The following is a 13,970-nucleotide window of genomic DNA, read 5'->3' on the forward strand; positions in this document are numbered from 1 at the left end:
CTAGGTGAGCGAACTCGTCTTCTTCTTCAATCAGGTGGTGATCGCCGGCGCTGTACTGGGCTCGGTCTACGCACTTGGTGCGATCGGCGTGACGCTGATCTTCGGCATTTTGCGTTTTGCCCATTTCGCACATGGCGACATGATGACCATGGGCGCCTTCGTGGCATTCATCCTGGCTGTCGGGGCAGGGGCCCTGGGCATCCAGACGCCGATTGCCACGGGTTTTATCGTGTTGCCGCTGGCAATGGTAATCGCAGCCGTTCTCGCGCTCGGGATCGACAAGGGGTTCTATGCACCCCTGCGGCGGCGTGGCGCGCGCCCGGTGACACTTCTGATTGCCTCGATCGGCGTTACGCTGATGATTCAGGGGCTGCTGCGCCTGTTCTTCGGAACCGGCACCTATTCGTTCTTCGACACGCAGCCGAAGACAATCTTCCGGATCGACACCAGCGCCATTGGCTCGACGCGGCCGCTGGTCGTTACCGAACCTCAGATCATGCTGATCCTGCTGACCATCGTTGTGGTCGTGGCGCTGCATTTCTTTCTCACCCGCTCGCGGCTGGGCAAGGCAATGCGCGCCATGGCCGATAACCCTGACCTGGCGCAGGTTTCCGGCATTAACACGCAACTGGTCGTTCGCGTCACCTGGATAATTGCGGGCTCTCTGGCCTGTGCAGCGGGCACCATGCTGGCGCTCGATGTGACGCTGAAGCCGGACCTTGCCTTCAATATCCTGCTGCCGATTTTCGCTGCCGCGATCGTCGGGGGTTTAGGGCAGGCCTATGGCGCCATCGCCGGTGGTTTTCTCATCGGTTTTGCCGAAACGCTTGCCGTTTTCAACTGGACGCTGGTGCTGCGTCCGCTGCGGGATGTCCTGCCGGAATGGCTGGAGCTGCCGAACAATCTGGCGCTGGTGCCGACCGAATATAAACTCACTGTGGCGTTCGTCATTCTGGTGATCACGCTGCTTGTCAGGCCGACTGGTATCTTCAAGGGAGCCTCGACATGATCCGCCGCTCTCTGGGGCTGTTTATCGGCCTTTTCCTGCTGATCCTCGCTGTTGGCGCAGTGCTCGGCGTCCCGTTCACCACAGCGCGTCTGCTCGAGGCGGCTGCCTATGCATTGATCGCACTCGGGCTCAACATCCAGTGGGGTTATGGCGGGTTGTTCAACTTCGGCATCATGGGCTTCATGATGCTGGGAGGGTTCGCCGTCACCTTCATATCCTATCCGGTCAACCCCGAATTCTGGGGATCCGATGGTCCGTGGATGCTAGGGCGAGCACTGCTCGCATTCGCCTTTGGCGCTCTGCTCGTGTTTGGCGCCCGCAAGAGCACACGTTTGGGGATACGAGGTGGCTGGCACGTGGCGTTGACCATTCTCGCCTGGTTCACGGCCTATGTCATCTATCGAAGCCAGATCGATCCGGCCGCCGCCTATATCGAATCCAGTGCCGGTTTCGTCGGTGGGCTCGGTGCGCATCCGGTACTGGGCTGGCTATTCGGCGGCGTGCTAGCTGCAGCCATCGCCTACATCGTCGGCAAGATCTGTCTCGGGCTGCGCACGGATTATCTCGCAATCGCGACGATCGGCATTTCCGAGATCATCCGTGCGCTGATCAAGAACATGGACTGGCTGACGCGCGGGACCTTGACCGTTTCGCCAGTGCCGTGGCCATCGCCTCTCGCGCAGGACTACATGGCCGAAGGTTACGGCGATACGGCGTCCCTGCTTCTGTCACGCGGCGGGTTTCTGGCGCTGGTTCTGCTTGTCCTGGCGATCGTTTTCGTCCTGATCGAGCGGGCCTATGGCGGGCCGTGGGGACGCATGATGCGCGCCATTCGCGATAACCACATCGCGGCGGCATCGATGGGCAAGAACGTTACCGCGCGCCAGCTCGAGATTTTCATCTTTGGCTCGGTTCTGATGGGTATCGGCGGCGCCATCCTCGTGAGCTTCGTGCAGATCCACGACCCCTCGAGCTACCAGCCGATCAATCATACCTTCCTGATCTGGGTGATGGTGATTGTCGGCGGCGCCGGGAACAACTGGGGCGCCTTGCTCGGTGCGATCGGGATCTATTTCGTCTGGATGATCTCCGAGCCGCTGGCGCGCGCGATTTTCGAGCTCGTCAGCTATGTATCGACATGGGCCGGGATCGGGCCGATCCCCGAGATTGAATCGCGGTCGGCCCAGATGCGGGTTTTCGTCCTCGGCGTCGTGATCTCCGTCGCCCTGCGTTATGCGCCGCGCGGGCTGATCCCGGAATACGCGGGGCCGCGGGCCCGGAACTAGCGGGTAAAGTCCGCGATGACGGCGGTGCCGGGCTGCGTCGGGCCATTCATGGCGTGCAGTTCGGCGCTGGCCCCCGAGAGTGGCACCTGTTTGGTGACGAGCGGGGTCAGGTCGACGGCGCCGCGCGTTATCAGCCCGAGAAGCGAAGGATACTTCCACGCGGGCATGCCGCGCGTGCCGAAAAGCGCCAGGTTCTTCATATAGACGGCGTTCATGTTAATCGTCATGTGAGCGGTCTTGCCAACCGGCATGCCGACCTGCACGTGCCGCCCCAAAGGCGCGAGACATTCGATCGAGGCGTTTGTGGTCGCCTCGACGCCGAGAGCCTCTATCGAGACCTGCGCCCCTCCGCCGGTGATCTCGCGGATTTCTTCTGCAGCATTGCCGTTCCTGGCGTTGACGGCCGCATCCGCGCCGAGCTGCCTTGCGTAGTCGAGCTTTTCGTCAACGATATCGACGACTACCACTTGCGCGCCCAGGGCCTTCGCCAGCAATGCGGCCGACAGGCCGATGCCGCCGGTGCCGTGTATCGCCACCCATTCCCCGGCCCGTACCGCCGCACGATCTGTCAGCGCGTGCCATGAGGTCGTGACACGGCAGCCCAGGCCTGCCGCCAATTGCGGCGAGAGCGTCTCCGGCAGATGAACAAGATTATGATCGTACGGCACCGCAACGTATTGCGCGTAGGCGCCCTGCAGAGTGAAGCCCGGCGCGACCTGATTGGGGCACGTGTTGGACACGCCTGAGCGGCAGGCCTGGCATTCGCCGCATGCCAGAATAAACGGAGCGATAAGCCTATCGCCCACCTTGTGGTGCGCTTTCGCTCCAGCCTCGACCACCGTGCCGCAATACTCATGCCCCAGTATGGCGCCAGGTTTGACGCGGGGGTGCTCGCCGCTCCAGCCGTGATGGTCGGACCGGCAGATGCCGCAGGCCGCTACTTCCAGAACCACGCCGTTCTCGGGGCAGATCGGATCGTCGACCTCTTCGATCGACAGGTCGGCGTTGAACTGTCGAATGACGGCTGCGCGCATGGTTTCTTCCTCCTCAGACTTTACGCGTAGGGTGTCTGAGGCGGCGACTGAGTCAAGCAGATGTGGTGAGCCTGACGCAAAAAGGCCCGGGATTTCTCCCGGGCCTCAAGGTTCAGCGGATTGATATGGGCTTAGTCGATCTGGCCGACTTCCGTGAACGAACCGCCCTCGATGGCCAGTTCGATGATGATGCCGTCGATATCGCCGGCATCGTCGAAGTCGAGGTCGCCACCGGCACCCTGATAGTCGATGTCTGTGCCCTCAGCGATCAGCTGCTTGGCCTTTTCCCACTCACCCGGAAGAATGGTCTCGCCGGGAGCGGAGGCAACTTCGCGCAGCGCCTCGGAAAGTCCTTCGCGGTCGGCCGAGCCGTTCTTTTCGATGGCAAGCGCCAGAAGGAACGCCGCGTCGTAAGCCTGCGGAGCATAGGTCGCGTTGGCGTCGAGCCCGGCTTCGTCTGCGAGATCGGTATAGAGCTGTGTGGCTTCACCCGACGGTGCACCGGCGCGCGTTGCGATCATGCCTTCGACCATGGAGGCCTCGATGCCGGTCAGCAGAGCATCGCCGACCATGCCGTCGCCACCAACATAGGTGGTGAAGTTGCCGCTCTCGACCGCCTGGCGCAGGATCGTCTGGCCGGACGAGTTCGCATAAGCGAGGATCACCAGGTTCTGTGACGCGATGAGATTGCCGAGTTCAGCGCGATAGTCGGCCTTGTTGTCCTCATGCGCAACATTGGCCGCGACGGTGCCGCCGCCTTCTTCGAACGCGGTCACCAGAGCGTCGGCGAAGCCTGCACCATAGTCATTGTTGACGTAGGTGACGGCGATGTCCTCGATGCCCTTGCCCAGCAGCATTTCGGCCATCTTGACGCCCTGAAGCGCGTCGGACGGGGTGGTACGGAAGACCAGGTCATCGTCTTCAAGCGTCGTCAGAGACGGCGCGGTAGAAGCCGGGGAAACGAACACGACATTGCCAGGAAGTCCGGCGCTGTTGAATCCGCCAATGGTTTCACCGGTGCACAGGCCGCCAACCAGGGCGACAACACCGTCGGTGTTGATCAAGCGGTCGGCAGCAGCGGCCGAGGCGGTGGCGTCGCACGCGCCGTCTGCCGATGTAATGGCCAGTTCGCCGCCATCAAGAATGCCGCCCTGCGCGTTGACCTGCTCGACAGCCAGTTGCGCACCTTCGAAAATCGGCGGGGTCAGGCTTTCGATCGGGCCGGTGAAGCCGCCGAGAAAGCCGATCGTGGCCTCCTGGGCCATCGCCGGAGCGGCCATGGCGAGCGCCGAGCCTGCAACGGCGGTGAGAAGGGTTTTCTTCAAGATCTGCATGGGTTTCCCTCTATTGGATCTGCCTCGACGGTGACCTTCGCGGTCCTCTGTGTGGAGCCGGGGCAAATAACTGTCGGAGGCACGCCTGTGCCCCACTGCGGGGACATTGCCATACTTTTCGGCGTCGAGTCACGGGTGAATAAATGGGTCAACGAGAACGGTTGCTGCACCCTGGCGGCAACGTGCATAACGAGAAAACTTCAAGACGGAGAGTGTCATGCGCGCTGGTTGGCTGCTTGTTCTGTTTTTGGCGTTGGCGCTGCCAGCGCATGCGCAAACTGCAGGCGCGGCGCCCCAGGTTGAAGAGACTGAGCCCGCTGCGCCCTGCGGCACCCGCCCGGTCAGTATCGCGCGCTTCCAGTGGCCCTCGGCAGCGCTGCTCGCGGAAATCCACGCATTGCTGCTCGCCGATGCCTATGGATGTCAGACCCAGGTGCTGGGGGGCGAGATGGCAAGCGCCATTTCCGCCATGGCAGGATCCGGCCAGCCGGCCATTTCGCCAGAGCTTTGGGCAATGCGTATCGCCGAAACCTGGAACACCGGCATCAACAATCAGGCGCTCCGTTCAGCGGCCGATACCTATGCCGAAGCGTCGCTCGAGGGCTGGTATGTGCCAGCCTATGTCGCCGAGCTGGATGCTGAACTTTCAAGCGCAGCCGATCTTGCGGGCTCGCCGGTATTTGGGGAGCAGGGCGAAAGTGACGCAACCGAATCCAATGTGGAGGAGACTGAAACCGCTTTGACACCCGGAGATTTGCCGGCCTTCATCTCCTGTCCTGCGGACTGGGCCTGCTCGATCATCAACCGGAACCTGCTTGCAGCGCATGGCCTGGCGGCGCGGTTCAGGCTCTTAGAGCCTGCCAATCGATTCGAGATGGACGAGATGATCGCCGGTGCAGTCAGCCGTCAGGAGCCGTTTGTTACCTACTACTGGGCTCCCAACGCCATCCTCGATCAGTTTGATTTCGTGCCGCTCGACATGGGCTCGTATGACGAGGAGGCGATGGATTGCCTTGCCGATGCTGATTGCATTGCTCCACAACCCTCTTCATTTGCGCCAGAGATCGTGGTCGTTGCAGCAGCGGAGTGGGTGTTCGCCGAGCTTCCGGAAATCGCCGGTTACCTGCGGCGCGCCAGCATGCCGGTATCAGTGATGAATGGCCTGCTTGGAGAACTGAACCTGCCGGGCGCTACTGTCACACAGGTCGCCGAACGGTTCGTCGAAGAACAGCCGGAGGTCTGGCAGCCTTGGGTCGGAGAGCCGGATTCACAATAACCATGCGTTTACCAACACTCCCGTTGCACAGATACCAGTCATGAAATCGTCATGACAGTGGTGGTTGCCGGGATGTTGAAGTGCTTGTTCCTGTTCAGAAAAATCGTGCGCATTTAGTTTGAGTTCACATCTCTGTCAGATAGTCGCAGTCGCGCCGAACGCATTGCGGCGCGGCAGAGCAGGTTTGAAATGCGCGGCGCAAGCAGTCTTTCGAGTATCGTCCAGTCTCACCGCAAGTCTACGGTGGCAGCGAGCCTGCTGCTCATCGGCGGAATGGCGTGTGGCCTTATCGACATGGCGTTTGGTGAGTGGCTCAGTCCTCCCCGAGGCGTGCTGGCAGGCCTCGGCGTCGTCTTGACGGGTGGTGCGCTGGCGATGCTGCGCGGTGGGTATGCCGGCCTCAAGGCCCGGGCTGCGGAGGTCGATGCAGCACAGAACAAGCTGTTCTCCGCAATCAATCGCGACGCCCTGACCGGCGCGTTCACGCGCGCCTTCTTCATCGAGAAAATGCTCGAGCATGTCTATCACGGCGCGCCGGAGCCGGCCGGTTACCTGCAGGTCGACATGGACAATCTCAAGATCGTCAACGACACCAATGGTCATGCCTCAGGCGATGCGGCCCTGGTCCATCTGATCGCAACGTTGCGAAATACCGCTCCGGAAGCGATCATAGGGCGCCTGGGTGGCGATGAGTTCGGCGCCCTGCTGCCAGGTGTCGGCGACAAGCAGGCACTGATGCAGCTCGGCAAGGAATTGTTGCGCAGCCTCGACGAGCCCTTTTATCATGAGGGGCGAAGGGTCAGGCTTTCAGCGACGATCGGACTTGCATGTGCCCCTCAGGATTCTTCCGACACCAGCGAGTTGATCTCGCAGGCCGACCTTGCGCTCTACGCGGGAAAACGCGAAGGGCGGCACGCCGTGGTGGCGTTCGATCCGGAGATGCTCGGCGAGGAGCGGCATCGCCGGTTCGTCGAGCGCGAACTGCGCGCCGCGATCTTGATGAACGATCTGGAGCTCGCCTACCAGCCCGTCATGCGTTCGAGCGATAGGACGGTGTTGTCGTACGAGGCGCTGGTTCGCTGGCGCCATCCGGTCCGGGGCATGATCGCGCCACTCGACTTCGTGCCTGTCGCAGAAAAGAGCGATCTGATTCACTTGCTCGGCGACTGGGTGTTGCGACGTGCCTGCAGCGATTTTCAGCGGCTCAACACCGGCGCCGTTGCCATCAATGTCTCGCCTGCGCAATTGCGGCGGCCAGATTTTGCAGAAGCGTTCGAGGCCATCATCAAGGAATCGGCGATTGATCCGCGTGCAGTGATCATCGAAATTACCGAGAGCGTGCCGTTGCTGGCCAAAGGTGCCGAGCTCGAAAATCTCGCGAGGCTGCGCGCGCTCGGTGCGCGCGTTGCGATCGACGACTTCGGTGCCGGGCACGCGAGCCTTTACTATCTGCGCGGCTTTGCCTTCGACATCATCAAGATCGATCGCGCCTATGTCTCGAACATCGCCGAGAAAAGCGTCGACAGGATGATCGTCACGGCTATCTGTACAATTGCCAGAGGGCTGGGAGTCATGGTGATTGCAGAAGGCGTGGAGACGCATGAACAGGCACAAGTCTTGTCGGAGTGCGGTTGCGATGTCATGCAGGGCTATCTGTTCGCCCGGCCGCAGCGCCTGTCGGACATCCTGCGTGCTGGCCGAGATATCGCTGCCGCATGACCTGCAACGTCATAGTTGCGTCGCGGTCCCTCGGCTGGATATAAAGTGGGCAGTCTCAAACCGGCGAATGGAGTGCCCGACTTGGAATTGAAGCGGATCAACGATCGCATAAGCGTGTCGGGACAGATTTCTCCGGCAGATGTCGCAACGCTCAAGGCTGAGGGCTTCACCACGATCATAAACAACCGCCCGGATGGCGAAGCGCCGGATCAGCCGATGGCGAGCGAAATCGAGGCGGCAGCCAACGCTGAGGGTCTTGCTTATCACCACATCCCCCTGGGCCGTGATGGTGTCAGCCCCGATATGGTTGAAAGCACGCGCACCGTTCTTGAAGAAAGCGATGGGCCGGTGTTTGCCTTCTGTCGCTCGGGAACGCGCTCTACGACGCTTTGGGCGCTGTCCCAGGCGGGCAACGCCGATGCTCAGGACATCATCGATCAGGCTGCGCATGCCGGCTATGACATGTCGCATCTGGCCGGGCATCTCAGCCGCTCCTAGGCTTAGGCTGAAACATCTTCCTGCCGTCCGCCGTTAAAGGTGGCCGAACCTTGCATCTTGTCAGAACCGGATGATCTATGCCGATCAAGAAAATACTCGTCGCCAACAGAAGCGAAATCGCCATCCGCGTCTTCCGGGCCGCGAATGAACTTGGTCTCAGGACGGTGGCGGTGTTCGCCGAAGAGGACAAGCTGGCCCTGCACAGGTTCAAGGCCGACGAAGCCTACCTGATCGGTAAGGGCAAGGGGCCCGTCGAGGCCTATCTGCAGATCGATGAGTATATTCGTATCGCAAAGCTTTCCGGCGCCGATGCGATCCACCCCGGCTATGGCCTGCTTTCGGAAAGTCCTGAGTTTGCTGATGCCTGCGAAGAGGCGGGGATCATCTTCATTGGTCCGCGGACGCAAACGATGCGCGATCTCGGCAATAAGGTCGCGGCCCGCAACATGGCTGTTGCAGCCGGCGTGCCGGTGGTCCCTGCGACCGAGCCGCTGCCGGACGACCTTGAGGAAGTCGCCCGCATGGCGGCGGAGATCGGTTATCCGTTGATGCTCAAGGCGAGCTGGGGCGGCGGTGGCCGCGGCATGCGCCGGATCATGGACGAGAAGTCGCTGCGCAATGAAGTGGCCGAAGGCAAACGCGAGGCAAAGGCCGCGTTCGGCAAGGATGAGATGTATCTCGAAAAGCTGGTGGAGCGTGCCCGCCACGTCGAGGTTCAGCTCCTGGGCGATGATCACGGCAATCTGGTTCATCTGTTTGAGCGCGATTGCTCGGTTCAGCGCCGCAATCAGAAAGTGGTTGAGCGTGCGCCGGCGCCTTACATGTCAGAGCAGACCCGCAAGCAGCTGACGGAAGCTGCTGTCCGGCTTGGCAAGGAAGCGAATTACCGCGGCGCCGGCACCGTCGAGTTCCTGATGGATGCGGACTCGGAGGATTTCTACTTCATCGAAGTCAATCCGCGTATTCAGGTTGAGCACACGGTCACCGAAGAGGTGACAGGCATCGACATCGTCAAGGCCCAGATCCATGCGCTCGACGGCGCGGTGATCGGCACGCCCGAATCCGGTGTGCCAAAGCAGGAGGATATCGTTCTTCACGGTCACGCCATCCAGTGCCGCGTGACGACCGAAGATCCCGAGCAGAACTTCATTCCCGACTACGGCCGGATCACCGCCTATCGCGGGGCGACGGGCTTTGGCGTGCGGCTCGATGGCGGTACGGCCTATGCCGGCGCGGTGATCACGCGCTACTACGATCCGCTGCTGGAAAAGGTCACGTGCTGGGCTCCAACCCCGGAAGAAGCCATCGCGCGCATGCACCGCGCCTTGCGTGAGTTCCGAATTCGCGGCGTTTCGACAAATCTGCCGTTCCTCGAAAATGTCATTACCCACCCTGATTTCGTCGAGAACCGCTACACCACGCGCTTCATCGACACGACGCCTGAACTGTTCGATCTCGAACTGCGCCGGGACCGCGCGACCAAGCTCCTGACCTATCTGGCGGATGTTACGGTCAACGGTCATCCCGAAGTTCGCGACAGACCACGTCCGCCGGAAGATGCGGCAAAGCCCGTTGTGCCGGAGTTCAAGCCGCTGAGCGTCAACGAAGGTTCGCGCCAGATCCTTGAACGCGAAGGGCCGAAAGGTCTCGCCAAGTGGATGCTCGAGCAGAAGCGCGTGTTGCTCACCGACACGACGATGCGCGACGCGCACCAGTCGCTGCTGGCGACCCGCATGCGCAGCTTCGACATCACGCGTATCGCTCAAAGCTACAGCCGCGGACTGCCAAACCTGTTCTCGCTCGAATGCTGGGGCGGCGCGACGTTCGACGTGTCGATGCGCTTCCTCAATGAAGATCCGTGGGAGCGTCTTGCGCGCGTCCGTGAGGGCGCACCGAACATCCTGACGCAAATGCTGCTGCGCGGCAGCAACGGCGTTGGGTACACCAACTATCCGGACAACGTCGTCACGTATTTCGTCGAGCAGGCGGCCAAGGGCGGTGTCGATATCTTCCGCGTCTTCGACTGCCTGAACTGGGTCGAGAACATGCGCGTCTCGATGGACGCGGTCATCGCCGCCGGTAAGGTGTGCGAAGCCGTGGTTTGCTACACCGGCGACATGCTCGATCCTGACCGCGCGAAGTACGATCTCAAGTACTACGTAAACCTCGCAAAGGAACTCGAAGCCGCTGGCGCGCACGTCCTTGGCATCAAGGACATGGCCGGCCTTTTGAAGCCGGCTGCCGCACGCAAGCTCGTTTCGACGCTGAAGCAGGAGATCGGCCTGCCGATCCACCTGCATACGCACGACACGTCCGGCGCGGCCGCCGCCAGCATCCTTGCAGCCGTTGATGCCGGCGTTGATGCGGTGGATGCGGCAATGGATGCGTTGTCCGGCACCACCAGCCAGCCGACACTCGGTTCGGTCGTGGCGGCTCTTGCCGATGGCGAACGCGATCCGGATATGTCTGCGGAGGCAATCCGGCAGATCTCGTTCTATTGGGAAGCGGTCCGCAACCAGTACCGGGCATTCGAGAGTGATCTCAAGGGCGGCGCTTCAGAGGTCTATCTGCACGAAATGCCTGGGGGGCAGTTCACCAATCTCAAGGAGCAGGCCCGCTCCATGGGGCTTGAGAGCCGCTGGCACGAAGTCGCCAAGACTTATGCCGACGTCAACCAGATGTTCGGCGATATCGTCAAGGTGACGCCGAGCTCGAAGGTCGTGGGGGACATGGCGCTGTCGATGGTTTCCGCGGGCCTGACGCGCGCCGAGGTCGAGGACCCCAAGCGCGATGTTTCCTTCCCGGACTCGGTCGTTGGGTTCTTTGCGGGCGATCTCGGCCAGCCTCCGGGGGGCTTTCCACAGCAGCTGCGGAAAAAGGTGCTGAAGGATCGCAAGCCAATGACCGAGCGCCCGGGTTCTTATCTCGACCCGGCTGATCTTGAGGCGGAGCGCACCAAGGCCGCCGAGGAGGCCGGTGTCGAAATCGATGATCTGCGTTTGGCTTCCTATTTGATGTATCCGAAGGTCTATGTGGATTTTGCGCGGACGCAGGAAATGTACGGACCAACCGAAGTTCTGCCGACGCCCGCCTATTTCTACGGCATGAGCGAAGGCGACGAGCTCATGGTCGACATCGAAAAGGGCAAGACGCTCGTCATCAACTATCTCGGGCGGGCTGAACCCAACGAGAAGGGCGAAGTGCGCGTTTTCTTCGACCTCAATGGTCAGCCGCGCACGATTTCCGTGCCGGACAGGCAGCGTGCCGGCGACATAGTGGCGCGCCCCAAGGTTGCCCCCGGGGATGCCAAGCAGGTTGGCGCGCCAATGCCGGGCGTTGTCTCGGGCGTATCGGTCAAGGAAGGCCAGACCGTGTCAACGGGCGATGTACTGGTCTCGATCGAGGCCATGAAGATGGAAACAGCTATTCACGCCGAAGCGGATGGCACGGTCGCGGAAGTGCTGGTGAAGCCGGGCGACCAGATCGACGCAAAGGATCTGCTCGTTCGGCTGGAGTAACCGGCTAGAGCAGATCTGCCAAGATTGACGGAAACAGCATATGGCGCCGGTAACGGCGCCATATGTGTATCTGAGCGCGAAAGCGCTCGTTAAGTGGCCCGGCGCCGGGCCACTGTCTCAACTGTCTGTTTTTCTTAAGTTCTGGCTTACCAGTTTTTCGTTCCAGTTCGGAGCTTTACCTTTGGTACATCGCTCCCCGGCAATTGTCGGGTGAAGCCACCCGCAAAACAGGGGACCAACGTGACCAATCTGACCCTTTATGCCGCAATCTCGCGGTTCGGGGCCCTGAACTACCGAGCCAAGATCATGCTGATGGCGTTCATCGGCACGCACATTCCGTTGCTCGGCATCATTGCCTATAGCGTTTTCAACCTGACCCGTGATCCAGGTCTCATCTGGAGCACGCTCGGGATAGCGCTGGCTGCAACGCTGGTTGGGACGGGCATCACGCTGTTCGTCCTCAATCAACTGCTTGCGCCAGTCATCCTGACGTCGAAAGCACTGCGCACTTATCGTGAAACACGCGAGCTGCCCGCTTTGCCTGTCAGTTTCCGAGACGAGGTCGGAACGCTGATGGCAGATGCCTCGCACACATTGCAGCGTCTTGACGCAGCAATGGTGCAACTTGAAACCGTCGATCCGGCGACGGGACTGATGAACCGCGACGCCTTTACAGACACGCTCAACGAAATGCTCGCTCAGGACAAGGCGCCGGCAGTGTGCGTCGTGCGTGTGGCAAATTACGCTCGCCTGCTCGCAACGTATGATCAGAGCCACGCTGATGGCTTCATGCGTCAGCTCGCTGATCGTCTCGAGGCTGGTCTGGAGCGGAACGTTCCCCTCGCCCGCGTGGAGGCGGCAGCCTTTGCATTCATCAAGCGCGTTGACGCCGGACGACCCGAAAGCGTCGAAGCGGTGTTGCGTGAAAACCTGTCTTCGCTATCGCACCCGGTGCCCGTTGCCGGGGTCGAGGCAATGCCTGAACTTACCGGCGGCGTCGCGCTTGCGGGCGTTGATGGAGCATATGGTGCTGATTTGCTCGATGCTGCGCTGGCCGCCGCAGCAAATACCACGATACCAAAAACGGTGTCGCGACATGCTCCGCGTGTCCGCCAGGAAATTCGCGAACAGTTCGAGCTTGAACAGGATCTGCGCAAGGCTCTTGATTCCAATGAGTTCCTGCTGCACTTCCAGCCAGTCGTCTGCCACGCCGAAGGCCGGGCGCGGAGCGCGGAGGCCCTTATCCGTTGGGACCATCCGCAGCGCGGCTTGGTCCAGCCAAGCCAGTTCATCCCAATCGCGGAGCGCAGCGGCCTGATCGACAAGATCGGTCTATGGGTCATGCGAGAGGCCTGCGCCCAGGTGGGCCGGTGGAACGCGCATGGGGGAGATCGGCTCAAGGTCGCTATCAACCTATCGGCGAGTCAGTTTCTCGATCCTCGGTTGCGCGACATGTTGGCGGAAGCGATAGAGGCGGAGAAAATAGCGCCTGACCAGCTCGAGATCGAGTTGACCGAAAGTGCGGCGATGGTCGACCACGACTATACCCGTCGCACCTTCGGGCGACTGAAGGATTTGGGGCTGAGCATTGCGATCGATGATTTCGGCACGGGCTATGCGTCGATGAGCTATCTGCGCAAACTGCCCTTCGATAAACTGAAGATCGACCGTGAATTCGTGTCCAATGTGGACACTCAGCCCGATGCCCAAGCGATTTGCTCGGCAATGATTGCGCTGGGCAATGGCCTCGGACTGCACCTGCTGGCCGAGGGAGCAGAACGGATTGAGGAAGTAGACTACCTCGCAAGTCGAGGCTGTAATCTATTCCAAGGGTACTATTACTCACGGCCCGTTCCTGCGGGCGAGCTTATCGAGACGCTTTCCGATATCGAGCTGCTGAGTGCCCGTCGCAAGGCAGAAATGCCGGCGCCTGCAAAGCTGCGTCAGGTTGTCTGAACTGAAGTGGGCCGCCCAGGGACTGTGCGGCCCACTTCAGCCTATCTGCGCCGTACGCGCGCCGGCACCGGCTTTGCGGTAAACTCCGGCGGCAGCCGCGAGACGATCCAGCTGACCATCAGCGGTACAAGGATCAGATCGTCGACAAAACCAATCAGTGGCAAGACCTCTGGGATGAGGTCGAACGGGTTCACGAGATAGAACGCGACGAAGGCCGTCGCGAGCTTGAGATAAAGCGGCGTTTCCGGAGCGCGAAACGCGTGCCACAAGAGCACCACTTCCTTACGGAAGCGCAAGATGCGAGGCATGAGGGCGGAAGCGAAAGACTTGATCATGCGCT

General features: G+C 61.1%; 10 protein-coding genes. 7 read left to right on the plus strand and 3 right to left on the minus strand.

Annotated features, from left to right (window positions below; translation table 11 throughout):
- Nucleotides 1-4: 4 nt before the first annotated feature.
- Both IE127_RS10975 and IE127_RS10980 read left to right on the plus strand, forming a co-directional pair.
- Nucleotides 5-1,009: a branched-chain amino acid ABC transporter permease gene (locus tag IE127_RS10975; protein WP_189425709.1), complete on the plus strand. Its 1,005-nt coding sequence runs from the start codon at nt 5-7 to the stop codon at nt 1,007-1,009.
- A complete protein-coding gene (locus tag IE127_RS10980; RefSeq protein ID WP_189425710.1) occupies nt 1,006-2,295 on the plus strand; it encodes a branched-chain amino acid ABC transporter permease in 1,290 nt (429 codons plus the stop codon). The genes IE127_RS10975 and IE127_RS10980 overlap by 4 nt, the downstream gene beginning before the upstream one ends.
- Here the strand turns inward: IE127_RS10980 and IE127_RS10985 are convergent.
- Together IE127_RS10985 and IE127_RS10990 are read right to left on the minus strand one after the other, a co-directional pair.
- Nucleotides 2,292-3,329: a zinc-binding dehydrogenase gene (locus IE127_RS10985; RefSeq protein WP_189425711.1), complete on the minus strand. Its 1,038-nt coding sequence runs from the start codon at nt 3,327-3,329 to the stop codon at nt 2,292-2,294. The genes IE127_RS10980 and IE127_RS10985 overlap by 4 nt on opposite strands.
- A gap of 131 nt (nt 3,330-3,460) precedes the next feature.
- Nucleotides 3,461-4,663, minus strand: a complete 1,203-nt coding sequence (locus IE127_RS10990; protein WP_189425712.1) for an ABC transporter substrate-binding protein — start codon at nt 4,661-4,663, stop codon at nt 3,461-3,463.
- A 217-nt stretch (nt 4,664-4,880) separates the two neighbouring features.
- Between IE127_RS10990 and IE127_RS10995 the strand changes: the two genes are divergently transcribed.
- From IE127_RS10995 to IE127_RS11015, 5 genes are all read left to right on the plus strand, one after another.
- Nucleotides 4,881-5,939, plus strand: coding sequence for a glycine betaine ABC transporter substrate-binding protein (locus IE127_RS10995; protein WP_189425713.1), 1,059 nt, complete (start codon nt 4,881-4,883; stop codon nt 5,937-5,939).
- A gap of 189 nt (nt 5,940-6,128) precedes the next feature.
- Complete coding sequence (locus IE127_RS11000) at nt 6,129-7,658, plus strand: putative bifunctional diguanylate cyclase/phosphodiesterase (RefSeq protein ID WP_189425714.1); 1,530 nt, start codon at nt 6,129-6,131, stop codon at nt 7,656-7,658.
- Nucleotides 7,659-7,739: 81 nt separating this feature from the next.
- Nucleotides 7,740-8,156, plus strand: coding sequence for a protein tyrosine phosphatase family protein (locus IE127_RS11005; protein ID WP_189425715.1), 417 nt, complete (start codon nt 7,740-7,742; stop codon nt 8,154-8,156).
- A gap of 77 nt (nt 8,157-8,233) precedes the next feature.
- Nucleotides 8,234-11,674: a pyruvate carboxylase gene (gene pyc / locus IE127_RS11010; protein WP_189425716.1), complete on the plus strand. Its 3,441-nt coding sequence runs from the start codon at nt 8,234-8,236 to the stop codon at nt 11,672-11,674.
- A gap of 240 nt (nt 11,675-11,914) precedes the next feature.
- Nucleotides 11,915-13,630: a putative bifunctional diguanylate cyclase/phosphodiesterase gene (locus IE127_RS11015; RefSeq protein WP_189425717.1), complete on the plus strand. Its 1,716-nt coding sequence runs from the start codon at nt 11,915-11,917 to the stop codon at nt 13,628-13,630.
- Between the two features lie 41 nt (nt 13,631-13,671).
- Here IE127_RS11015 and IE127_RS11020 read toward each other — a convergent pair whose 3' ends face one another.
- A complete protein-coding gene (locus tag IE127_RS11020) occupies nt 13,672-13,965 on the minus strand; it encodes a YkvA family protein (protein WP_210310478.1) in 294 nt (97 codons plus the stop codon).
- Nucleotides 13,966-13,970: the final 5 nt, after the last annotated feature.

It is taken from the genome of Devosia pacifica (assembly GCF_014652635.1).
Classification (GTDB): Bacteria; Pseudomonadota; Alphaproteobacteria; order Rhizobiales; family Devosiaceae; genus Devosia; species Devosia pacifica.

Excerpts from the sequence above, each read along its gene's own strand:
- IE127_RS10980 (WP_189425710.1), top strand. The coding sequence starts at position 1,006 with ATGATCCGCCGCTCTCTGGGGCTGTTTATCGGCCTTTTCCTGCTGATC.
- IE127_RS10985 (WP_189425711.1), bottom strand. The coding sequence starts at position 3,329 with ATGCGCGCAGCCGTCATTCGACAGTTCAACGCCGACCTGTCGATCGAA.
- IE127_RS10990 (WP_189425712.1), bottom strand. The coding sequence starts at position 4,663 with ATGCAGATCTTGAAGAAAACCCTTCTCACCGCCGTTGCAGGCTCGGCG.
- IE127_RS10995 (WP_189425713.1), top strand. The coding sequence starts at position 4,881 with ATGCGCGCTGGTTGGCTGCTTGTTCTGTTTTTGGCGTTGGCGCTGCCA.
- IE127_RS11000 (WP_189425714.1), top strand. The coding sequence starts at position 6,129 with ATGCGCGGCGCAAGCAGTCTTTCGAGTATCGTCCAGTCTCACCGCAAG.
- pyc (WP_189425716.1), top strand. The coding sequence starts at position 8,234 with ATGCCGATCAAGAAAATACTCGTCGCCAACAGAAGCGAAATCGCCATC.
- IE127_RS11020 (WP_210310478.1), bottom strand. The coding sequence starts at position 13,965 with ATGATCAAGTCTTTCGCTTCCGCCCTCATGCCTCGCATCTTGCGCTTC.